At 73.1% G+C, this 22,876-nt stretch carries 17 protein-coding genes; 11 read left to right on the forward strand and 6 right to left on the reverse strand.

The window, feature by feature from the left end; translation table 11 throughout:
- Positions 1–4 precede the first annotated feature (4 nt).
- Entirely contained in the window at positions 5–2,086 is a 2,082-nt protein-coding gene (locus OHA86_RS17830) for a restriction endonuclease (RefSeq protein WP_329176581.1), read from the forward strand.
- 27 nt (positions 2,087–2,113) lie between these two features.
- Here the strand turns inward: OHA86_RS17830 and OHA86_RS17835 are convergent, their stop codons facing one another.
- Positions 2,114–3,427 carry a hypothetical protein gene (locus OHA86_RS17835; protein WP_329176583.1) on the reverse strand — a complete coding sequence of 438 codons (1,314 nt, stop codon included), beginning with the start codon at positions 3,425–3,427 and terminating at the stop codon, positions 2,114–2,116.
- Positions 3,428–3,683: 256 nt separating this feature from the next.
- Between OHA86_RS17835 and OHA86_RS17840 the strand changes: the two genes are divergently transcribed.
- Complete coding sequence (locus OHA86_RS17840) at positions 3,684–3,920, forward strand: hypothetical protein (protein WP_329176585.1); 237 nt, start codon at positions 3,684–3,686, stop codon at positions 3,918–3,920.
- Positions 3,921–4,041: 121 nt separating this feature from the next.
- Here OHA86_RS17840 and OHA86_RS17845 read toward each other — a convergent pair whose 3' ends face one another.
- The gene (locus tag OHA86_RS17845) at positions 4,042–4,797 is read right to left on the reverse strand and encodes a helix-turn-helix domain-containing protein (protein WP_329176586.1); all 756 of its coding nucleotides are present in this window, start codon (positions 4,795–4,797) and stop codon (positions 4,042–4,044) included.
- A 160-nt stretch (positions 4,798–4,957) separates the two neighbouring features.
- Here OHA86_RS17845 and OHA86_RS17850 point away from each other — a divergent pair, with 160 nt between their 5' ends.
- Both OHA86_RS17850 and OHA86_RS17855 read left to right on the forward strand, forming a co-directional pair.
- The gene (locus OHA86_RS17850) at positions 4,958–5,371 is read left to right on the forward strand and encodes a hypothetical protein (protein ID WP_329176588.1); all 414 of its coding nucleotides are present in this window, start codon (positions 4,958–4,960) and stop codon (positions 5,369–5,371) included.
- Positions 5,372–5,517: 146 nt separating this feature from the next.
- Positions 5,518–8,979: a phosphodiester glycosidase family protein gene (locus OHA86_RS17855; RefSeq protein WP_329176590.1), complete on the forward strand. Its 3,462-nt coding sequence runs from the start codon at positions 5,518–5,520 to the stop codon at positions 8,977–8,979.
- A gap of 155 nt (positions 8,980–9,134) precedes the next feature.
- Here the strand turns inward: OHA86_RS17855 and OHA86_RS17860 are convergent, their stop codons facing one another.
- Positions 9,135–10,133: a zinc-dependent alcohol dehydrogenase family protein gene (locus OHA86_RS17860; RefSeq protein ID WP_329176592.1), complete on the reverse strand. Its 999-nt coding sequence runs from the start codon at positions 10,131–10,133 to the stop codon at positions 9,135–9,137.
- A 95-nt stretch (positions 10,134–10,228) separates the two neighbouring features.
- Here OHA86_RS17860 and OHA86_RS17865 point away from each other — a divergent pair, with 95 nt between their 5' ends.
- Positions 10,229–10,570, forward strand: a complete 342-nt coding sequence (locus OHA86_RS17865; RefSeq protein WP_329176594.1) for an ArsR/SmtB family transcription factor — start codon at positions 10,229–10,231, stop codon at positions 10,568–10,570.
- Positions 10,571–10,593: 23 nt separating this feature from the next.
- Here the strand turns inward: OHA86_RS17865 and OHA86_RS17870 are convergent, their stop codons facing one another.
- Both OHA86_RS17870 and OHA86_RS17875 read right to left on the reverse strand, forming a co-directional pair.
- On the reverse strand, positions 10,594–11,670 hold the full coding sequence (locus OHA86_RS17870; protein ID WP_329176596.1) for an ATP-grasp domain-containing protein: 1,077 nt from the start codon (positions 11,668–11,670) through the stop codon (positions 10,594–10,596).
- Positions 11,671–11,948: 278 nt separating this feature from the next.
- Positions 11,949–13,382, reverse strand: a complete 1,434-nt coding sequence (locus tag OHA86_RS17875; RefSeq protein WP_329182452.1) for an endo-1,4-beta-xylanase — start codon at positions 13,380–13,382, stop codon at positions 11,949–11,951.
- Between the two features lie 607 nt (positions 13,383–13,989).
- Here OHA86_RS17875 and OHA86_RS17880 point away from each other — a divergent pair.
- On the forward strand, positions 13,990–15,450 hold the full coding sequence (locus OHA86_RS17880) for an extracellular catalytic domain type 1 short-chain-length polyhydroxyalkanoate depolymerase (RefSeq protein ID WP_329176598.1): 1,461 nt from the start codon (positions 13,990–13,992) through the stop codon (positions 15,448–15,450).
- 181 nt (positions 15,451–15,631) lie between these two features.
- Positions 15,632–16,354 carry an N-acetylmuramoyl-L-alanine amidase gene (locus tag OHA86_RS17885; RefSeq protein WP_329176599.1) on the forward strand — a complete coding sequence of 241 codons (723 nt, stop codon included), beginning with the start codon at positions 15,632–15,634 and terminating at the stop codon, positions 16,352–16,354.
- A 31-nt stretch (positions 16,355–16,385) separates the two neighbouring features.
- On the opposite strand, the gene OHA86_RS17890 is transcribed toward OHA86_RS17885, so the two are convergent.
- On the reverse strand, positions 16,386–18,455 hold the full coding sequence (locus tag OHA86_RS17890; protein ID WP_329176600.1) for a transglycosylase domain-containing protein: 2,070 nt from the start codon (positions 18,453–18,455) through the stop codon (positions 16,386–16,388).
- Positions 18,456–18,640: 185 nt separating this feature from the next.
- Here OHA86_RS17890 and OHA86_RS17895 point away from each other — a divergent pair, with 185 nt between their 5' ends.
- The 4 genes from OHA86_RS17895 (at position 18,641) to OHA86_RS17910 (ending at position 22,869) form a co-directional block, all read left to right on the forward strand.
- Positions 18,641–19,975: a hypothetical protein gene (locus tag OHA86_RS17895; RefSeq protein WP_329176601.1), complete on the forward strand. Its 1,335-nt coding sequence runs from the start codon at positions 18,641–18,643 to the stop codon at positions 19,973–19,975.
- Between the two features lie 82 nt (positions 19,976–20,057).
- The gene (locus tag OHA86_RS17900; protein WP_329176603.1) at positions 20,058–20,774 is read left to right on the forward strand and encodes a response regulator transcription factor; all 717 of its coding nucleotides are present in this window, start codon (positions 20,058–20,060) and stop codon (positions 20,772–20,774) included.
- A 32-nt stretch (positions 20,775–20,806) separates the two neighbouring features.
- Positions 20,807–22,237 (forward strand): HAMP domain-containing sensor histidine kinase, encoded by a 1,431-nt coding sequence (locus OHA86_RS17905; protein ID WP_329182453.1) that lies wholly within the window; start codon positions 20,807–20,809, stop codon positions 22,235–22,237.
- Positions 22,234–22,869, forward strand: coding sequence for a hypothetical protein (locus OHA86_RS17910; protein ID WP_329176605.1), 636 nt, complete (start codon positions 22,234–22,236; stop codon positions 22,867–22,869). The genes OHA86_RS17905 and OHA86_RS17910 overlap by 4 nt, the downstream gene beginning before the upstream one ends.
- Positions 22,870–22,876: the final 7 nt, after the last annotated feature.

Below are 22,876 nucleotides of genomic sequence, written 5' to 3' on the forward strand. Positions count from 1 at the left end.
CCGCATGACTCGTCGCTCCAACAGCGGTCCGATCGGCGTCTGGGCCGAGATGCAGCGGCAGCAGCAGCGGCAGCAGGAGGCCCAGCTCCGGGCGCGCGCCCAGCAGCAGCGGGAGCAGGAGCGGCAGCAGCGGGCGTACGAGCGGGACATGGCGCGCCAGGACCGCGAGCGGCAGGCCGCGTACCGCCGGCACCAGGAGGCGGACGCCCAGCGGCGTACCGAGGAGCTGGACGCCAGGGTCGAGGCCCTGAGCGGGCTGCTGGCCGCCGGGAGCCGGGCACCGGCGTTCGGTACGGCCGCGCTCGGCCGCTCCGAGCGGCTCCAGCCGTTCGACCCGGGACCGCTCGCCCGGCCGGTGGCGATGCCCGACCCGCTGCGCTACCAGGCCGAGGGCGGCTGGGGCCGCGCGAACCGCAGGGCGCAGCAGGAGGCGCAGACGCGTTACGCCCGGGACCTGGCCGCCGCGCAGTCGGCCGAGGCCGAGCGGCAGCGCCAACTGGCCGGCTACCGGCAGCAGTACGACCGCTGGGCGGCTGGCGAGCTGGCGGACGTCCGGCGGCACAATGCCGGGGTCGCGCACCTGGTGGCCGGCCTGCGCACCGGGGACCAGGACGCGGTGGTGGAGTATTTCTCGGCCGCCCTCTACGCCTCCACGGCCTGGCCCGAGGGACTGCCGCGCCAGGCGTCCGCCGCGTACGACCCGGGCGCCCGCCAACTGGTACTGAACTGGGAGCTGCCGAGGTACGAGGTCGTCCCGGAGACGAAGTCGGTGCGCTACATGCCGACCGCCGACCGGTACAAGGAGACCGCCCGCCCGGCCACCCAGCGCCGGGCGCTCTACCGCGACCTGCTCGCCCAGTGCGTGCTGCTGGCGCTGCGCGAGCTGTTCGCGGCCGACGAATCCGGCGCGCTGGAGTCGGTCGAGCTGAACGGCTTCGTGGACGACCACGACCCCGCGACCGGCCGGGAGGCGCAGATCTTCCTGGCCGCCGTGACGGCGACCCGCGGTGCCTTCGCCGCGCTGGACCTGGAGCGGCTCAGCGCGGTGGACTGCCTGGTCGACGGCTTCCACGGCCGGCTCTCCGCCCGCCCGGAACTGCTCACCGCCGTACGGCCCGGCCGGCTCCCCGACGACGTGGGCGGCGCGCCGACCGCGGGCCCGGTCCCGCTCGGGGACGAGGAGCCCGACCTGCACGCCATGGACCCGATCGCCTTCGAGGCGCTGGTCGCCGAGCTGTTCCGGGCCATGGGCATGCAGGCGGTGACCACCCAGCGCTCCAACGACGGCGGCGTCGACGTGGACGCCTTCGACCCGGCCCCCATACGCGGCGGCACGATCATCGTGCAGGTCAAGCGCTACCGCCACACCGTGCCGCCGACCGCGGTGCGCGACCTCTACGGCACCGTCCAGCACGCGGGCGCCAACAAGGGCGTCCTGGTCACCACATCGCGCTTCGGGCCCAGCTCCCACACCTTCGCGCACGGCAAGCCGCTGGAGCTGGTCTCCGGCGAGCAGCTGGTCGAGCTGCTGCACCACCACGGCCTGCGCGGCCGGCTCGGCTCCGCGAACCCGCCGCCCGCCCCCGCGCCGGAGCCCGCCCCCGACCACAACGTGCTGGGCGTGTCCTGGTCGGGCGAGGTCGCCCTCGACGTCTGCGCGCTGGTCTGCCAGGGCGGCACGGTACTCAGCGACGACCACTTCGTCTTCTACAACAACCCCCGCACCCCGGACGGCGCCGTCGCCGCGGTCCCGCCCAGCGCCCCCGACAAGGCTGCGCTGCGGGTGGCCTTCGACGCGCTCCCGGGTCACGCCGACCGCCTCGTCCTGGCCACCGCGATCGACCCCACCGTCAATCCGGACGCCGACCTGGCCGGCTTCGCCCGGGCCGGCATCCGCCTGCTGGACGCCTCGGCGGCCGAACTCGGCCGCCTGGAGGTCTCCGACGGCCGCGCCGGCGAGACCGCCCTCGTCCTCGGCTCCTTCCGCCGCCGCGCGGGCGGCGACTGGGACTTCGTCATGGGCGGCAAGGGCTACGAGGGCGGCCTTGAGGCGCTGATCCGCGACTACGGCATCGACGTCTCCTAGACCGTCCCGACCCGGCCCCCGCGGGCATCACCAGCCGTCGTGCGGGGCGCCGGGCACCAGGTCGCCGATCACGCCGATCCTGATGCCGAGCCAGGGGTAGGCGTGGTCGGAGAAGGCGTTGTCCTGCGGCTGGAGACCGACCGCGGAGGGCCACATCTGGAAGGCGGGCGCGTTGGAGATCCCGCCGTGCAGCCGCCGCCAGACGCGTACCGAGGACTGGCCGGCCGGCGGCGGGGCGAGGGTGTCCGTCCACTCGACCGCGTTGCCGCCCTGGTCGAGGGTGCCCCACGGCGAGGTGGTCCGCGCCTGGCCGACGGTGGACAGGCCGCCCTGGTAGGCCGCGCCGTAGGCGGCCGGGTCCAGGCCGAGCGGATTGGCGGTGGCGCACTCCCCGGCCGGCACCTGCGCCGGGCACCACGCCGGGGCCGGCAGACCCGAGGCGTGGTAGGAGGCCAGCGGCTGGGTCGAGGCGTTGGTGACGTCGCCGGTGCCGGGGTCGAGCACCGTGGGCGCGGGGGCGGTCGCGTCGCCGTCGCCGAAGGTCCCGGGGTTGGTCGGGTACTTCCAGTACGAGTAGGTGCCGCCGCCGCTGGGGTCGTAGTAGGCCGCCTTGATCCACTCGTCCTGGCTCGGTACGACGAAGCCGGTGCGGCGCGCCCGGGTGGCGGCGGGGCGGGCGAGGTCGTACATCCCGCGCTCGGTCGTGGCCGACAGCTCCACCGTGTAGGTGACCTGGCCGAAGCCGCCGGAGCCGTCCGCCAGTTTCGCGATCAGCCGGCCGTTGTAGAGGGAGTTGGCGAAGCGCGCCGCCCGCAGGAAGTCCGCGAAGCCGTACGGCTTGTCCGCCCACTGCGGATACGCCACCGCGTAGTGGTGGCCGCCCGCGGCGTCGGCGGTGAAGTCGATCTGGCCGTACTTCGGCCAGGCGGTCGCGCTCTCGGTCTCGTCGTACAGTCCGCGGGAGTTGGTGCCCGCGGGGTCGGCCGTGTTCAGGAACGCCACCCACTGCGCGACGGTGACTTCGAGCTGCCCGATCTCGTACGGTCGGCTGACGGCGCCGACCGTCAGGCAGCCGGACGAGGCGGGCGCGTCGGCGCACGAGCGGTAGACGGCGTCCTGGAACGGGACGACGCCCACCCCGGGATTGCCGGGGGCGCCGACCTTCACCGTGGTCACCGTGATGACCGAGGCGGGGGCGCTGCCGGGACCGCCGGCCGGGGAGCGGGGCGCCGCGGCGACCGTCCCCGCGCCGGCCAGCGCGGCGGAGGCGAGCAGCGCCGCGATACCGGCCGCCGCCCGGGCGGACCTGCGGGGACGGGTGCGGGCGGGGACGACGGGCATGGGGCGGATCCTCTTCAGCCTGGACGGCCCGCCCCGCGTCAGGGAGTGCCTGCGGGGCGCCGCGATGTCCACAAAACGGGCGCCGCCAGGTTAGCCGCGCGCCCGCCCGCCACCGTCGCCGCCGCACCCGGAGGCACCCGAAGAGCCGAACGACGGCTCAGGTCCCGGCCGGTATTCTCCTGTTCCCGGCGCCCGGCGGTCCGCGCCTCCCGGCTGCACAATCCGTTTCGGGGCGGCAGGTGCGATGATGGGCCTTATGGAAACGAACGAAGCTCGTCGTATTGCCGTCGCGCATTTCACGAGCGACGGTTCGGAGCGCGCCGGGTGGACGATCACCGGTCCGACCTCGCAGGACGTCATGACGGTCGCGGGTTCGCGGCCGGCGCTGGTCTTCACCTTCCGGGCTCCCGCCGGTGACGCCTGGAACCGCAGGTCGCTGCCGCTGCGGGTGGCCATCGAGCTCGAAACGGGCACGGCGGAGATGCTGCGCTGACCGCAGGACGGAAAAACCCCGGGCAATGCGCCCGGGGATTTTCGGGGCCGCGGAAATTCCCGCCGGAGAATCAGCCGCGAGCGGACGGCACCGGCCACCCCGCCGGCCGGACCGTCCGGCGCTACGGGCGGTGGTTGTACGCGTCCAGGGTGGCCTTGTTGGTGGAGGCGTCCTGGAATATCAAGTCCCACGGGCCGGTGTTGACGTCCATCTCGGTGCCGAAGCCGACCCATTTCCCGGTCAGGCGGCGCCCGGTCGGCTCGGCGAGCAGCTGGATGGCGCCGTGGTAGCGGGCGCCCCGGTAGTGGCCGTCCTCGGCCGTCTGCTCCACCCAGGTGCCCGTGACGACGTTCCCGTCGACGGTCAGGTCCATGGTCAGCGGCGAGTCCGAGGAGCCGGGCAGACTGCGTATGGTCAGCCTGCCCGCGTGCTGGAGGATCACCACGTAGTGCAGGCCGGTGAAGACCTGCCGGCCGCGGCTGGAGGAGACGTACTCGTAGCGCGAGAGCCACACACCGGAGTAGTTGCCGCGCGGCACCGGTTGGGCGGTCGGCGTGCCGCGGGTCGTTCCTGTGCCGGTCGACGAGTCGCCGAGATCGAGACCGCCTCTGCCGTCGTCCGAGACGCGTGCCTGGGGCACGGCGGGGATGAAGCCCAGCGTCTCTATGGGCAGGCCGGTGACGGTTTCCAGGGCGCGCGCGTAGGCGGGCCGGGGGGAGACGGACGTCCCCGCCTCCCAGCGCTGCACGAGGCGCTTGGAAGCGTCGTTGGGCTCCCCCGCGCGCCGCCCCGCTTCCCGCAGGGCCCGGGCGAAGTCGTCCTGGGACATGAGCAGGCCCATCCGGGTCGCTCGTAAGGCGCTGTTAGGTGTCGTCATGGCATCACGCTAGCCCGTCAGGCGGCGCCATTGACACCGAAATGACGCCTCGTAAGGCGTCCTTGTGACACCGGCAATGACATCGCACGCGGCGACGTCGCACCGTCACTCTGTGAGTGTGACCGATGCAACACGCAGAGCGACGACACTGGAGCCGCGCATGAGCAACGAAGAAGCCGCCCGTCCTGGGCCGGACGGCACCGCCCCTGTTCCCGGGCCGGGGGCGAAAGGGCCGATCGTCCTGCGGCTTCTTCCCTGGACCGGCGAGGGCGGAAGACCGTGCTACCTGCGCACGGACGGTGTGAACCACACGTACATGACGCGGCTGGCGGACAACTTCGAGTCCGTACAGCTCGCGATGGGGCTGGACCTGCTCGACCACGTGGACAAGGCGCTGGAGGACGGCGATCTGCGGGAAACCGAACTCCGCCGCATAGTCACGTGGTTGACGGAGGCGCTGCGGGACGCGGTCCATGTGGCGGAGTGCCGGGGTGAGCGGCTGGCGCTGCCCCCGGCCGAGGACGCGGCGTCCCGCGCGGCGGACGCCGTCATCGACCGGGAGATCATCCGGTGACCGCCGCCGGCGGGACCGGCGCCCCCACGCCGTGCTCCGACCGGCCGTCACATCCGGTGCTGTTGGGGTGAAAAGGGCCGGGTGGCGACAGGAGTTCACCCGGAGGTCCACTCCGGGGCCGTCCGGAAGGCCTAGCGTCGTCCGGCATGGACATGGAGCACAACGGCACTGCCGCGATAACGCGTCGTGGCCTCATCGTGGGCGCCGTCGCCGCCGGGATCGCCGCGGGGGGCGGGACCGCGGTCGCCGCCGACGGGCGGAAGGACACGGCCGGCGGGCACGGGGGAGGCGGCCCGGGCGCGGGGAAGCGGCCGGGGGGCTTCAGACCGCCGGTGTACGAACTGACCGTGCCGGGGGAATCGGTGCAGAGCAGCCGGGTGGACCACCCGGTCGCGCCCGGGATCGCGCTGACCTCCTTCGACGTCTTCGGGCGTACGGGATGGCTGCGGGCGCATGTGCTCAACGCCGACCTGGGGGACGCGTCGGTGACCGTGGACCTGGTCGCCGGCACGGTGAGCGACCCGCGGGCGCTGGCGGGGGCGGCGGACGGGCAGCACGCGGTCGCCGCCGTCAACGGGGACTACTTCGACATCACCGAGACCTTCGCCGCCGAGGGCCCCGAGATCCAGGGCGGCCGGCTGCGCAAGGGCACGAACCGGTCCTCGACCGTCATGGCGGTCGGCGCCGACCGGGTGGCGCGGCTCGCCGACCTGATGATCGCCGGAACCGTCGCGGTGGGCGGCACCCGGCGACCGCTGGCCGCGCTCAACTCCGCCTCGGTGCCCGCCGACGGGGTCGCCGTCTTCACCCCGCTGTGGGGGACCGCGGACCGTACGCTCCTGGCGGACCCGGGGCCGTACACCGAACTGGTCGTCTCCGGCGGCCTGGTGACCGCCGTCAACAGGCAGCTCACCGCGACCGCCGTGCCCGCGGACGGGCTGATCGTGCTGGGCCGCGGCGCCGCGGCGGCCCAGCTGGCGGGCACGCGTACCGGCGACGCCGTCACCGTGGACTTCGCCCCGCACAGCGACGCGCCCGCCGCCCTGGCGATGGCGCTCGGCAGCGGCTCGGTCCTGGTCAGGGGCGGTACGGCGGTGGACTTCCCGCCGAATGCGGGCAATGACGCGGCCAAGCCGCGCACCGCCGTCGGCTGGCCGGCCGGCGGGCACCGGCTGCTTTTGGTGGCGGTGGACGGGTCGGCGAACTTCTCCGCAGGGCTCGGCTTCGACGACATGGCGAAGCTGATGGCGCGGCTCGGCGCGTACGAGGCGTTCATGCTGGACGGCGGCGGCTCGACCGAGATCGTCGCCCGGCGCCCCGGCGACACCGGGGCCGGCATCGTCAACACGCCCTCGGACGGCGCCGAACGGCCGGTGCCCAACGGCGTCGGGCTCTTCGGCCGCCGGGGCTCCGGGCAGCTGCGCGGGCTCGACGTACGCCCGCGGGCCGACCGGGTGGTCCCGGGCCTCACCGTGGACGTCGCCGTGGCCGGCTACGACGAGGCCTGGGGCCCGGCGGCGACCGGCGGCCACCAGGTCGGCTGGACGGCGGAGCCCGGCTCGCTCGGCAAGGTCAGCGGCGGGGTCTTCCGCGCCAGGCGGCCCGGCGCCGGGGTGCTGCGGGCGCACGCGGGCGCGGCCGGCGGTGAGCACGGACTGCGGGTGCTCGGGGACCTGGACCGGCTGGCCTTCACCGAGCGGACGGTCACCATCGAGCCGGGCGCCACGGTGGCGGTCGGGCTCACCGGTTACGACGCGGACGGCTTCGGCGCCCCGGTGGCGCCGCGTGACGCGGCGCTCGACTACGACCGTGCCGTGATCACCGTGGCGGCCGGCCCGGACGGCGGCTTCGCCGTCACCGGCGCCGCGGGCGCGGGCGGCACGTCGGCGACGCTCACCGCGACGGTCCAGGGCGTGACCGCGCGGCTGCCGGTGTCGGTGGGCCTGGTCGATGTGCCGCTGGCCGACTTCGAGCCGGGCGAGACCTGGACGGCGCTGGCCGCCCGGGGTACGGCGTCGGTCGCGGTGGTCGCCGCCGCCGACCGGCCGGGCGCCGCCGCGGACAACCACGCGCTGCGGCTCGGCTACGACTTCACCGGGCAGACCAGCACCTCGGCCGCGTACGCGGTGGCGGGCCCCGGGCCGATCACGCTGCCCGCGGGCACCAGGAAGCTCGCGCTGTGGGTCAACGGCGACGGCCGCAACCACTGGCTGCGCGCCATGCTCTCCTCGCAGGGCACCACCAATGTGCCGTTCACCTTCGCCACCACCGTCGACTGGACGGGCTGGCGCCGGGTCGTCGGCGACCTCCCGGCCGGCTTCTCCGACCCGGTCACACTGGCACGGCTCTACATCGCGGAGACCGCGCAGACCAACAAGAACGCCGGGCAGCTGGACTTCGACGGCCTCACCGCCCAGGTCGGGCAGCGGCCGGACCTCGCCGAGCCGCCGCGGCCCGACCCGTACGTGATCGGGCAGGGCGGGCTGCCGGACCGCCGCTGGACCTTCGCCGTCCTGTCCGACCTGCACGTCAGCGCGGCGGCCGGGCTCGACTCCTTCTCCGGGCGGCAGGCGGTGGCCGCGCTCGGCCAGGCGGTGGCGAGCGGACCCGACTTCATCCTCGTCAACGGCGACTTCGTGGACAACAACACCCCCGCGGACTTCGACCTCGCCGACGGGCTGCTGCGCGACCACGTACCGGCCGGGCTGCCCGTGTACTGGACCCCCGGCAACCACGAGGCGGGACTGTCCGCGACCGGCGGGCTCGACACCTTCCTTGCGGTGACCGGCCGGCCCAACCGGCAGGTCCTCGACCACAAGGGCACCCGCTTCATCCTGCTGGACTCGCACACCGGCGACATGCGCACCTCCGACTGGGACCAGGTGCCGCTGCTCCAGGCCGAGTTGGCGAAGGCGGCCGACGACAGGTCGGTGACCGGCGTCGTCCTGTCCTTCCACCACCCGCTCCAGGACCCGTCGGGAGCCGGCGCGTCCCAGCTGGCCGACCAGCTGGAGGCCGGGCTGCTCCAGCGCTGGCTGGCCGACTTCCGCGAGCGGTCAGGCAAGCCGGTGGCGCTCTTCACCGGCCACGCGCACACCGCGTCGGTCACCCGTACCGACGGCGTGCTCGACGTCACCACCCCCGCGGTGGGCAAGACCCCGTACAGCTCCCCCGACCAGGGCGGCTTCTTCGGCTGGATGCACGTCGCCGTGGACCCGCGGCCGGCCAGGATCCGGGCGGGGCAGCCGAGCCCGGAGACCCGGGAGTGGCTGCGGGCCGAGAGCCGGCCGCTGATCGACGGCGTCGAGCTGTCGGCGCCCGAGCGGCTGGCGGTGGGCGCGTCGGCCGCGGTCACGGCGACCGGCGTCACCAGTGAGTTCGGCCTGCGCTTCCCGCTGCGCTTCCCGGCCAGCGTGACCTGGTCGGGCGGGCACGGTCTGGTCGTCGCGGCCTCGCCCTCGGACGCGAAGGCCGCCCGGCGGCGCTCGGGCACGCTGGCCGTGCTCGACCTGAGCGCCGGCACGCTGACCGCGGTACGCCGCGGCCGGGTCACCCTCACGGTGGCCGCGGGCGGCCTGACCGCCTCGGCGCAGGTCGCACTCGGCTGAGCGGACGCCGTCCCGGCACGGCCGGTCGGGGCGGGCGTCACGACCGGGCAGGCTGAAGGGCGGCCCCGGCCGCATCGAGGGCGGCGCCGCCTGGAGGCCGGCGCCGGTGACGCGTTGACGCGCGGGGCCGCGGCATGGGCGCGCGGCCCCGGGCGTCAGCGCGGGACGGTCAGTACGATCTTGCCGATCTGCTCGCCGGACTCCAGGTAGCGGTGCGCCTCGACGACCGAGTCCAGGCCGAAGGTGCGGGACACGACCGGGCGGAAGGCGCCCGAGCGCAGGCCCGAGGTGACGAAGGCGGCGGCGCGGCGCAGCCGGTCGGGGTCGGTGGTCGTCTCGAAGACCAGGAAGGTCCGCATGGCCAGCGCGGGCATCCCGAGGTCGATGGCCGGGTAGGGCGTGGCCTCGCCGCTGAGCGCCCCGTAGATCAGCAGGGTGCCGCCGGGCACGACGAGGCCGGCCAGCTCGCGTACCCCGGAGCCCGCGACGGCGTCGAAGGCGATGTCGACGCCCCGGCCGCCGGTCGCCGCCCGTACGCTCCCGGCCACGTCCCCGGTGCCGGTCACGACGACCGCTGCCGCGCCCTCCTTGAGCAGCGCGTCCTTCTTGGCCGCGGTGCGGGTCAGCGCGATCGGGGTGGCGCCCATCCGGTCGGCGACATGGATGGCGGCCAGGCCCACGCTGCTGGAGGCCGCGTTGATCAGTACGGTGTCGCCCGGCCGCATGCCGCACACCTCGGCCAGGGCGCCGTACGCCGTCAGGTACGGCATCCACACCGCCGCGCCCTCGACCGCGCCGAAGCCGTCCGGCCGGTGCAGGACGGCGGCGGCGGGCACGATGGCCTGCTCGGCGTAGACCCCGTAGTCGTTCTGCGAGAAGGCCGGCACGGTGCTGACCGGCTGGCCGGCGGTGAAACCGGTGACGCCCGCGCCGACCGCCTCGACGACGCCCGCCGCCTCGGCGCCGAGCCGGGCGGGGAAGCTCCTGGGCCGCTCGATGTAGTGGCCACTGCGGAAGAGCGCCTCGGCCCGGTTCACCCCGATCGCCTCGACCCTGATCCGCACCTCGCCCGGGCCCGGTTCGCCGGTCGCGACATCCTCGACGCGCAGCACCTCGGGGCCGCCGAGTTCGCGGAACAGCACAGTCCTGGCCATGCGGAGGGGTCCCTTCGTACGCGGTCGGGGAGCTTCACTCAACCCCGAAAGTACGATGACCGTCAAGCTTTGATGAGTGTCGTACTATGGACCGCATGAGCGCCCAGGACACCGACGGCACCGAACGCATCCCGGCGCACCCCGACGTACGGGCGGTCACGCTGCAACAGGTGCTGGACGCGCTCGTCGACCCGATGCGGCGCAGCATCGTCACGCAACTGGCCGACGCCACCGCCGACATCACGTGCGGCGCCTTCGACCTGCCGGTGAGCAAGTCCACGGCCACGCACCACTTCCGGGTGCTGCGCGAGGCCGGGCTGATCCGGCAGCACTACGTGGGCACGTCCCGGATGAACACCCTGCGGCGGGCCGAGGTCGACGCCGTCTTCCCCGGCCTGCTCGACGCCCTGATCAGCGCGGACCGCGTCGGGGCCTGACGTCCGTCACGTGGTGCGCGCCGTCATCCCGTGGCCGTCGCCGGCGCCTCCCCGAGGAAGGGCGCGGCGGGGACGGCGGTCGGGCGGTGCGCGGCCAGGCCGCCGTCGAGCCCGGTGAGGGCGGGGGGCGGCGCGTCGACCTGGGTGGCCGACTCGGTGACCGCGATACGGGCGCCGAGCCGCGGCTCGGCCAGTACGCCGGTGTCGCCGCGCAGCAGCAGGCGGACCGCGGCCCAGGGGAGGTTCACACCGGTGAAGGCGGTCTGGAAGATGCCCGCGGAAGCCCGCGGGTTGGCTTCGAGCAGCACCGGCCGGCCGGCGCGGTGCCGCAGTTGGACGTTGGACAGATACGCGAGCCCGAAGTGCTCGACCAGCCGGCGGGCGATCGCGGTCATCCCGGGGTCGTCCAGCAGCAGCCGGTAACGGCCCTCCTTGGACCGCGCTATCGCGGCCAACGGCCGCCCGCCGGGAGCCGACAGGCAGTCGACGCTCACCTCGGGCCCCTCCAGATAGGGCATCACGAGGAATTCCGGCACCGCCTCGCCCTCGTCCGCGGCCCGCGCCAGCGCGTCCGCCACCGCGCCCACCGACGCCAGCGGCACCGGCGGCGCCAGCAGGTCCCTGATCCGCAGCGGCCCGTCGTCCAGGATGCGGAAGCCGAACGCCGAATACTCGCCCGCGGGTTTGAAGCACACCCGCTCGCCGTCCGCCGACAACTCCGCTACCGCCGCGCGGAATTCCGCCGCGTCCCGCACCGAACGCCACGGCGGCACCGGCACACCGGCCGCCCGCGCGGCCTCGTACGTACGGGTCTTGCTGGTCAGCACCTCTATCGCGGCGGGCGGCGAGCACATCAACCGCGTTCCGGCCGCGGCGAACTCGTCACTCCGGCCGGCGAGTGCCGCCAGCCGCCTGGGCGGTATGAGCACGTCGATGCGGTGCCTGCGGCAGAAGTCCAGGGCGAAGGCGGCGTATTCGTCGTCCCCGACGTAACGCGGTTCGACCTCGGCCACCTCGCACGCGGCCAGCGCCGGCGCGTCCCGGTCCACGTTCGACCCGTATATGTGGACGCCGACGGCGTCCGGGTTGTCGCGCAGCATCCGCATCACCTGCGTCGAAGCGACGCCCGCGCTGCTGAGCCATATCCGTAGCGCTATCGCGAAGCTCCTTAGGACGCCAGACGGTGGGTAGTGCTGCGGATCGTAGCTCCGCAGCATGACGGCGGTGTTTCACGCCGTTCGCCGAACGTCCCGCGCTGCCGCGGCGGGGCGCCCCTCCTGGGGGCGCGGGCCCGTCGAGGAAGGGCGGCGCGGCAGCCAGGGTGGGCTGCCGCGCCGCCGGTGTTCCGTTACCGCCTGGTGCTACTGGTGGTGGGTGGTCATGAGGCGGTGCAGGCCTCGGTGAGGTTGGGCGGTGCGCCGCCGTTGACGACGTAGCCGAAGGTCGTGGTCGCGCCCGCACCGAGCTGGCCGTTGTACGCGGCGTTCTTCGCCGTCGTCAGACCACCGGAGGAGCCCTGCACGGCATTCCACAGACTCGCGATCGTGTCCCCGGAAGGCTGCGACCACGACACCGTCCACCCCGAGATCGCCGAGGAACCGGTGTTCTTCACCGTGACCTCGGCCTGATAACCGCCCGACCACGCGTTCACCGAACGGAACGTAGCCGAGCACCCGGAGCTGGGCGGCGGCGTCGTACCACCCGTAGTACCCGTCGACGTGCCCGTCGAGGTGCCGGTGGACGTACCCGTCGACGTACCCGTCGAGGTACCGGTCGACGTACCCGTGGACGTGCCGGACGACGTACCGGCGGACGTACCCGACGACGTACCGCTCGACGTGCCCGTGCTCGTGCCGCCCGATGTGCCGCCGCTGCCGCCGAGGGCGGTGAGCACGGCGGTGTAGGACGCCTTCTTCTGGTAGTTGCCGTCCAGGAGAAGCGGGGTGTCGCTGGAGCGCCAGCTGTACTTGTCGGTGACGCCCCACACCGTGATGCCGGTGCAGCGGGTCACCGCCAGGCAGCCCTTGACGATGGTGGTGTAGTTGTTGGCCTGCGCGGTGCCGGAGCCCGCGACGTCGACCTCCGTCATCTGGACGTCGACGCCGAGGTCGGCGAAGCGCTGGAGGTTGGCCTGGAAGTCGGACGGAACCGGGGACTGCGGGTTGAAGTGGCCCTGGAAGCCGACACAGTCGATGGGGACGCCGCGGGCCTTGAAGTCCTTGACCATGTTGTAGACGGCGGTGCTCTTCGCGTTGACGCCGTCGGTGTTGTAGTCGTTGTAGCAGAGCTTGGCGTTCGGGTCGGCGGCCCGTGCGGTGCGGAAGGCCTCCTCGATGTAGCCGTTGCCCAGCTTGTCCTGGAAGGGCGAGCTGCGGCGGGCGCCGGAACCGCCGTCCTGAAATGCCTCGTTGACGACGTCCCAGGCGTAGATCTTGCCCTTGTAGTGGGTCATCACCTGGGTGATGTGGTTGTTCATCGCCGCTTCGAGCGCGGTGGCGCTCAGCCCCGACACCCAGCCGGGCAGCTGGGAGTACCAGACGAGCGTGTGCCCGCGGATCTTCATGTTCTGGGCCTGGGCGTGGGCGACGATCTGGTCACCGGGGGCGAAGTTGAACGAGTTCTGGTTCGCCTCGATCGTGTCCCACTTCATCTCGTTCTCGGGCGTGACCGCGCCGAACTCGGCGTCCAGCGCTGCCGTGTAGTCCGACTCGCCCAGGTGGTTCGCCGCAACCGCGGTACCGAAGTAGCGGCCCTGTGCCGCCGCCGCGTTGCCCAGGGTGCCGACCGCGTGGGCGGTACCGGCGGTGGCCATCAGGCCGATCGCCGCCACCGCTCCCGCCGTGCCCGCGGCGATCGCGATCCGCAGGCCCGAACGCCGGCGTCCGCCGGCCTGGCTGCGCTCTCGGGGGGTGTCCGTGATCACTTCCAACCTCTTCTTCCTCTTCTGCTGGCAGTCCGGGTCAGCGCGTGTCGCACCGGCCCGAACGGGTGGGGGTCCATTCGCGAGGGTGATGTCAGCCACGGGAGGGGTGCCGCTGGCGCGGCGTGGCCGGGAGGAGGGTGGATCGTTGGCCAGTGTGGACCCTGGGCTTCGAAACGTCAACGACTCCTTTCCGAAACAACCGGACCGCGGAGATCGACTTCTGACGGTGCGTTCGATACCCGCAGCACACCCTGCGTGGGGGTGGTTTCCCGGTGTCGCAGCCCGGATGCCGGGCTGACGGCGCCGACCTGGCGTACCCCGCCGAACGCCGCCGGATGTATTGACGGCACCACTTTGCCGCCCTAGGGTGCCCGAAACATTCGCGTAAGGGTCGAAACTTTCGGAAATCCCTATCGGGCACTCGCTGCCCGAGCGCCGCCCAGGCCGGAGAGGGAGCCTCCACCAGGGCGGGCGCTGCCCGGAAAGGAATACCGCCATGCCCCCCACACGAGCGCCGAGCGGTCCCGGTAGCCGTACCAGCGGCGGGAGGAAGCGTCTCGCCACGCTGCTGACCGCCCTGCTCGCCGCGGTCGCCTCGATCCTGGCCGCGATCACCCTGTCCACCCAGAGCGCCGCCGCGGCCTCGCTCACCGAAGTCACCAACTTCGGCAGCAACCCCGGCAACCTGCGGATGTACGAGTACGTGCCGGACTCCGTCAAGCCCAACCCGGCGATCCTGGTGGCCGTCCACCAGTGCACCGGCACCGGGCCCGGCTTCTACTCCGGCACCGAATTCCACACCCTGGCCGACCAGTACGGCTTCATCGTCATCTACCCCGACGCCAACATCAGCGGCCAGTGCTTCGACGTCTCCTCCCCGCAGGCGCTCACCCACAACGGCAGCAGCGACCCGGCGAGCATCGCCTCCATGGTCACCTACGTCGAGCAGCACAACGCCGCCGACGCGAGCCGGGTCTACGTCACCGGTGCCTCCTCCGGCGCGATGACCACCGACGTCCTCCTCGGCGACTACCCCGACGTCTTCAAGGCCGGCGCCGCCTTCATGGGCGTCCCCTTCGGCTGCTTCGCCACCACCGACGGCTCCTTCTGGAACACCGCCTGCGCCAACGGCCAGATCAGCAAGACCCCGCAGGCCTGGGGCGACCAGGCCCGCGCCGCCTACCCCGGCTACACAGGACCCCGCCCCCGGGTACAGCTCTGGCACGGCACCGCCGACACCACGCTGAACTACAACAACTTCGGCGAAGAGATCAAGCAGTGGACCAACGTCCTCGGCGTCAGCCAGACCCCGGTCCTCACCGACACCCCCCAGTCCGGCTGGACCCGTACCCGCTACGGCTCCACCAGCGCACAGGCCCCGGTCGAGGCCATCAGCATCCAGGGTGTCGGCCACTCCCTGCCCACCTCCGGCATGGCCGCCCGCGCCATCACCTTCTTCGGCCTCGACGGCTCCTCCGGCGGCACGACAGCCGGCACGAGCACGGGCACGTCGAGCGGTACGTCGTCGGGCACGTCCGCCGGTACGTCGACGGGCACGTCGACCGGCACCTCGACGGGTACGTCGACGGGTACGTCCACCGGCACCTCGACGGGCACGTCGACGGGTACTACGGGTGGTACGACGCCGCCGCCCAGCTCCGGGTGCTCGGCTACGTTCCGTTCGGTGAACGCGTGGTCGGGCGGTTATCAGGCCGAGGTCACGGTGAAGAACACCGGTTCCTCGGCGATCTCGGGGTGGACGGTGTCGTGGTCGCAGCCTTCCGGGGACACGATCGCGAGTCTGTGGAATGCCGTGCAGGGCTCCTCCGGTGGTCTGACGACGGCGAAGAACGCCGCGTACAACGGCCAGCTCGGTGCGGGCGCGACCACGACCTTCGGCTACGTCGTCAACGGCGGCGCACCGCCCAACCTCACCGAGGCCTGCACCGCCTCATGACCACCCACCACCAGTAAGCCCGACCCGCGCACCCCGACCCGGTGGGGCCGCCCGGCCCCACCGGGTCCGCAGCGAAACCGCAGGTCAGCGCCGTGACCGTCACTCGAACGGCCCCGGCGACTGTCCGTACCGGCGGATCGGGCCGAGGCTGGTGGGCATGCGGCCGCACAGGATCAGGCTCGTGTCGTCGCTTCTGTCGCTGGCCTTCCTGGGCGCCTGCTCGGCCCCGGAGCACCCGGCACAGAGGCCGCGGCACACCCGTGCCGTGCTGCAACTGCACCCGGCGGCGCTGCGGCCGGTGGTCGTGGGGCGCACGGCCTGGCACGCCGACGAGAAGTCGGTGCGCGAGGGTCTCGTCTTCGACCACACGGTCAAGGCGGTGTTCGTGCACCACACGGACAATCCCAACGACTACGACTGCAAGAAGGACGTCCCCGCGATGCTGCTCGCCCTCGAACAGCGGCACATCGCGCTGGGCTGGGACGACCTCGGCTACAACTTCGTCGTCGACCGCTGCGGCGGCATCTACGAGGGCCGCAGCGGCAGCACCGACCGCGATGTGCGCGGCGCCCACACCGAGGGCTTCAACACCGACACCGTCGGCATAGCCGCGCTGGGCAATTTCGACGCGGGCCAGAAGGTGCCGCGCGCGATGCTGCGGGCCATCGCCGCCATAGCCGCCTGGAAGCTCGACCCGGCCGCCGATCCCCTCGGCCATGTCCGGCTGGTCTCCAGCAACGACGGCAGCCGTTTCCCCAAGGGCACCGCGGTCACCCTCAACACGATCTCCGGCCACCGCGACGTCTACGAGACCACCTGCCCGGGGCAGGCCCTCTACGACGCCCTGCCCTGGATACGCCAGGCCGCCGCCGCACTCCGCCGGAAGGCGACCTGGGCGGGCTGAGCCCGGGCGGCAGCGGGCCGGGCGCCGGACGTCAGGACGCCGCGGCCACGTAGTGGTTCCAGATCGCGGCCGGGTAGGTACTGCCGGTGTTCTCGTGCGGGCGGTGGCCGGTGATGCCGGTCAGCGGCTCCAGTTGCTGCGTCTTCGGGTCGATACGGAACAAGGCGACGGACGTTGACACCTGGTGGGTGTAACCGACGTACCAGGCCGACTTGTTGCCCGGCGCGGTGCCCGCGGTGCCGGCGCGGTCGGGGGCGGTGGTCAGGGCCGCGTTCACGTCGGCGGCGACCGCGGGGGTGAACGGGTGCGTGACGACCGGGGACTGCAGCGGCAGGCGTTCGCCGTCGCGGGTGATGCGCAGCACGGAGTAGGGGGCGGTGTGGGTGCCGTCGGCGGCGAAGGTGGCGTAGGCGCCGGCCATCCGGATCGGGCTCGGGGTGGCGGTGCCGAGCGAGAAGTCCGGGGTCTGCGGGCCGAATCCGCTGTCCGGGAGGAGCCCGGCGTCGATCGAGGCGCGCCGCACCCGGTCGAGGCCGACGTCCATCCCGAGCTGGACGACCGGCCCGTTGACGGAGAAGGCCACCGCCTTCTGCAGGCTGATCCGGCCCCACGAGTGGTGGCCGTCGTTGACGGTCCGCACGATCTTGCCGTCCCGGCTCCAGTACGGCCCCTCGGGCGTCTGGACCGCGACCTTGTCGTCGCCGTCGTACACGGTGTCGGGGGTGATCGGGGCGCGGGGGGCGTCGCGGGTCAGCAGGACGCCGTCGCGCAGGCCGGCCGCGTAGACGAAGGGCGCGAAGGCCGTACCCACCGGCACGATCCCGATGTTGGCGTCATCGAAGCCCTGGGTGACGTAGTCGGGGCCGCCGTAGAGGGCGAGGATGCGGCCGTCGGTGCCGACCGAGGCGGCGCCGACCCGGACATCGCGGTCGGCGGGGCGGTCCGCCGGGTGCAGGCCGCCGAGCTGCTGCGTGACCGCGGCGCTGAGCGCGTCGACCCGGGGGCGTTCGAAGGTGGTGTAGATCTGGTAGCCGCCGCGGTCGAATTCCGCGTCGGAGATGCCGCTGTGCGCGGAGACGTACGCCCGTGCGGTGTCCACCAGATAGCCGGTCTGGCCGCTCAGCCCGGCGGGCCGCGGCGGCGCCTTCGGCTCGGGGAAGACGGTGTAGGTGGCCCGTTCCGCCGCCGGCAGCCGGCCGATCTTCACCATCCGGTCCAGCACCCAGTTCCAGCGCTGCACCGCCCGCTCGTGGTTGGCGGGGCTGACCGCGGGGTCGTAGAGCCCGGCGCCCTTGAGCAGGGTGGCGAGGAAGGCCCCCTCACTGGCGTTCAGCTGCGAGACGTCCTTGCCGTAGTACGCCTTGGCCGCGCGCTGCACCCCGTAGGCGCCGCGGCCGAACCAGCTGGTGTTGAGGTAGCCGTCGAGGATCTCCTGCTTGCTGATCTTGCGGTCCAGCTTGACGGCGATGAACATCTCGGTGAGCTTGCGGGACAGCGTCTGGTTCTGGTTGAGGTAGACGTTCTTCACGTACTGCTGGGTGATGGTCGAGCCGCCCTGGGTGTCGCCGCCGGTCGCCATGTCGGTCACGGCCCGGGCGATGCCTTTGACCGAGATGCCGGAGTCGGAGTAGAAGGACGCGTTCTCGGCCGCGAGCACCGCCCACTGCACGGACGACGGGATGCGGTCCAGCGGCATCGACTGGCGGTCGACCGGGCCGACCCTGGCCATCTCCGTGCCGTCGGCCCAGTAGTAGACGTTGTCCTGCTGGGTCGCGAAGGCGTTGAGGTCGGCCGGTATCCGGGTGCGCTGGTAGCCGTAGCCGATCAGGCCGGCGAGCAGCAGCAGCACCCAGCACAGGACCAGCAGCGTCTGCCGCGCCGAGGGCACCCAGCGGCGCGGCCCGCGCCGGCCGGGGCGCGGGTAGTGCGGCCGCAGCCGGCGCAGCCCGGCCCGCCACGCCCGCCGGTCCGCCGCCGCGCGCACCACCGCGGCGCAGCCGCGGCGGACCGCCGCGGCCGACGTACGCGCCGCCCGCGCGGCCGACCCGCCCGTGTCCGCGGCGCCCGCTGCCTGCTCTGTCCCGTGCCGGCGCGGCACCATCCTCACCTCTGGGCGGTCTCGACATGGGCTGTGCGCCCCGGGCCGCCGCCACCGTAGGAGCCGAAATACGGCGGGACCGGGATGGGACTGCGACAGGTGTGTAACAGCCTCTGGAATATGGGCAGTTGCGGTTCTGTGACACATTGGGCCAGCGGCCGTCACGTGCGGATCGCAGGGTCGGAGCCATGAGCCCTGCCCGGAAGCGACTCCTTCCCCTTCGCGGCGGCGGCAGCCGCAAAGGCGGCGGCCGTCCCAGCAGCAGCCGCCGGCGTACCGTCCTGCTCTGCGGTGTGCTGTGCGCCGGCCTGGTCGGTACGGTGACGGCCGTCGCGGTCGTGCGGGACGGCGGCGATGGCGACCGCACCGCGCCCGGCCAGGACCGGGCCGCCCTGTCGCGGCCGGCGAAGTCCCCGACGGCGGACTCCGGCCCGCCCGCCTGGGACGGCAAGGTGCGAGTGATCGGCGACGGCTCCACCTCCGACACCGGGCCGCAGCCGCACCAGCCCGTCCCGCACAAGCTCAAGCCGGGCGAGAAGCCGCCGCAGTTCGTGGTCTTCTCCTGGGACGGCGCCCTGGAGAACGACGACCACCTCTTCTCCCGCTTCCGCGAGCTGGCCGCGCAGAACAACGCCCACATGACCTTCTTCCTCAGCGGCATCTACCTGCTGCCGAACGGGAAGCGCAGCCTGTACAAGCCGCCCCGGCACTCCCCGGGCGCCTCCGCCATCGACTTCCCGACCGACGAGCACATCAAGTGGACGCTGGACCAGCTGCGGCAGGCCTGGGAGGACGGCGACGAGATCGGCACCCACTTCAACGGGCACTTCTGCGCGCCCGACCCGGGCGGCGGCGGGAACTGGAGCACCGCGGACTGGGACAGCGAGATATCCCAGGCCTATTCCTTCGTGGAGAACTGGAAGACCAACACCGGCTTCACCGACCTGCCGCCGCTGCCCTTCGACTACTCCGAGGAACTCGCCGGCGGACGCGCCCCCTGCCTTGAGGGGCAGCAGAACCTGCTGGCCGCAGCGAAGGCGAACGGCTGGCGCTACGACGCCAGCTCGCCGGGCGACTTCCAGATCTGGCCGGCGAAGAAGGACGGCGTGTGGAATTTCCCGCTCCAGCTGATGCCGTACCCCGGCAAGGACTTCCAGGTGCTGTCGATGGACTTCAACTTCCTCTACAACCAGTCGGGCGGCGATGTCACCGAGGGCGACCCGGCGAAGTACCCCGGCTGGGAGAAGCAGGCGCGGCAGGGCTACCTCAACGGATTCGAGCGGGTCTACAACGGCAGCCGCGCGCCGCTCTTCATCGGCAACCACTTCGAGACCTGGAACGGCGGCATCTACATGCAGGCGGTCGAGGACGTCGTGAAGGACGTCTGCCGCCGCACCGGGGTGCAGTGCGTGTCGTTCAAGGAGCTGAGCGACTGGCTCGACGTCCAGGACCCGGCCGTCCTGGCGAAGCTGCGGACCCTGGACCCGGCCGAATCGCCGGACTGGTCGACCTTCGTCAAGTGACGGAAAGCGCTGTCGGCCGGGTTTATGTGATCGTCCCGTAACAATTCCCCGGGTCGCGGCCCCGGTTACGGATACTGAGGTCATGCCACGACTGCTGCTCATCGAGGACGACCGCGCGGTCCGCGAGGGCGTCAGCCTGGCGCTGCGCCGGCAGGGCCACGACGTCGCCGCGGTGGCCACCGGCGAGGACGGGATGGAGCGGCTGCGGTCCTTCCGGCCCGACGTGGTGGTGCTCGACCTGATGCTGCCCGGGATGACGGGGCTCGACGTGTGCCGCCGCATCCGGGCCGACAACCAGGTGCCGATCATCATGGCGACCGCCAGGGGCGACGACATCGACATCGTCGTCGGCCTTGAGGCCGGCGCGGACGACTACGTCGTCAAGCCGGTGCAGGCCCGGGTGCTCGACGCCCGGATACGGGCCGTGCTGCGCCGGGTCGGCGGCCCCGTCGGCGCCGACGGGATGCCGCAGACCGAGACGCACGGCGACCTCAGCATCGACCGGGCCGGTCTGACCGTGGCGCTGGAGGGCGTACCGGTGCCGCTGGCGCCGTCCGAACTGCGGCTGCTGCTGCTCCTGTCCGCCTCGCCCGGCCGGGTCTTCAGCCGGCAGCAGCTGCTCGAAGCGGTCTGGGAGCACAGCTACCACGGTGACTCGCGGCTGGTGGACGCCTGTGTGAAGCGGCTGCGCACCAAGCTGGGCGAGCCGCCGGGGCAGCCGCGCTTCATCCAGACCGTGCGCGGCTTCGGGTACCAGTTCCGGCGGTCGACCGATCCGGCGCGCCCGGCGTCCCGGTGAAGCTCGGGCCGCTGATACGCGGCGGGCTGCGGATGCGGCTGGTGGTGGCCTTCGCGCTGGTCGCCGTCGTCGCGACCGTGACCACCGGCGCGCTGACCTTCAGGGCCGCCCGCACCGACCTGCTCCAGCAGGGCCAGGACACGGTGATCACGCAGTTCAGGGACGGTATCGACAGCCTCGCACCCGGCTTCGAATTCCCGCCGGAGCAGTCCGACCTCCAGGACTTCGCGACCGAGGTGGCGCACACGCAGCGCACCGCGAACTGGCGCGTCCTGGTCACCTACGGCGAGATGAGCGCGACCTCCCGGCCGAACGACCTCTTCGCGGAACTGAGCCCCGCGATGCGCGAGTCGGTACGCACCCGGGCGGCCACCGTCTTCCAGCGGGTGGCGACCGGCCACGGCCCCGCCCTCGTCGTCGGCATCCCGGTCCGGTTCGCCAACACCACGCTCGTCTCACCCTCGGAGCCCTCCGGGATCGCGGTGTACCTGACCGTGCCGCTGGACAGCGAGCAGGGGTACGTCGACGCGCTGGTCGCCGCCGTCGAGCGGGCGACCGTACCGGCGCTGGTGGTGGCGGTGCTGCTGGCGCTGCTCGCCGCCCGCGGGGTGCTGCGCCCGGTACGCGCCCTGCGCCGGGCCACCCGGCGGATCGCCGAGGGCCACCTGGAGACGCGGCTGGCCGTCCACGGCTCCGACGAGCTGGCCGACCTCTCGCACACCTTCAACGACACCGCGGCGGCGCTGGAGGAGTCGGTCGCCGAGCTGCGCCGGATGGAGGCCCGGGCGCGGCGCTTCGCCGCCGACGTCTCGCACGAGCTGCGCACCCCGCTGGCCGCGATGGCCGCCGTCACCGACGTCCTCGACGAGGACGCGGCGCACCTCGACCCCGACACCGCGACCGCCGTCCGGCTGATCAGCGAGGAGACCGTGAAACTCGCCCGTCTCGTGGACGACCTGATGGAGATCTCCCGCTTCGACGCCGGCGCGGCCGACCTGCACCTGGACGAGGTCGACCTCGCCGAGTCGGTCCGCCGTTCGCTGGCCTCCCGCGGCTGGCAGGGCACGATATCCACCCGGCTGCCGCCGCCCGACGCGGTCCGCGGCCGGGTGGACCCGCGCCGGCTGGACGTGATCGTGGCCAACCTGGCGGGCAACGCCCTGCGGCACGGCGGCCTGCCGGTGGAGCTGGCGATGTCGGTGGAGGAGCAGCCGGGCGCGGCGTCGCGGGCCGTCATCGAGGTCATGGACAGCGGCCCCGGCATCCCCGACGACGTGATGCCGCACGTCTTCGACCGCTTCTACAAGTCCGACACCTCGCGCACCAGGACCGAGGGCAGCGGCCTGGGCCTGTCCATCACGGCGGAGAACGTCCATCTGCACGGGGGCACGATCACCGCCGCGAACCGTCCGCACGGCGGCGCCGTCTTCACCGTCGCCCTCCCCCTGCGGCGGGACGCGTGAGAGCCCGCGCCGCGCTGGCGGTGACAGGACGTCCCAAGGTCCGCGCCGCCCTGGCCGTGACGGGACGGGTGAAGGCCCGCGCCGCCCTGGCGGTGGGTCTCGCTCTGGCGGCCGGGCCGCTGCTCACCGGCTGCGGCATCCCCACCACGGGGGTGGTGGAGGCGGGTGAGCCGGGCGTCGGCGTGCAGCCCACGGTGATCCTCTACTACGTCCGGGCCGTGGACGGCACACTGGTCACCTTCCAGCGCAGGACCGCCGCGCCGGTCGACAGCGGCAACGCCGTCCGCCTGCTGCTCGAAGGGCTGGACCCCGTGGAGCAGAAGGTCATGGGTCTGGCCAGCGAACTTCCGACGTCGGCCAGTGCGACCGTGAGCACCGACGGCGACACCGTGACCGTGGACCTGCGGGCCCCGGCCCCGCGCCTCTCCGCGACCGCCGTCGACCAGGTCGTCTGCACCGTACGCGCGGCCCGCCTCGCCGCCGATCCGGACGCCGGACCCGGCCGGGTCACCGTGTCGGTCGGCGGCGCCCCGGTGGCCGGTAGCTCGGGACAGGACGTCTGCGCCCGCGCAGGCAGCCCCTGGCCGGCCAAGCTGAAGACCGCCGCGGGCGTGAGACCGCCGCCGGGCTGACGCTCCG

The organism is Streptomyces sp. NBC_01477, assembly GCF_036227245.1.
Classification (GTDB): Bacteria; Actinomycetota; Actinomycetes; order Streptomycetales; family Streptomycetaceae; genus Actinacidiphila.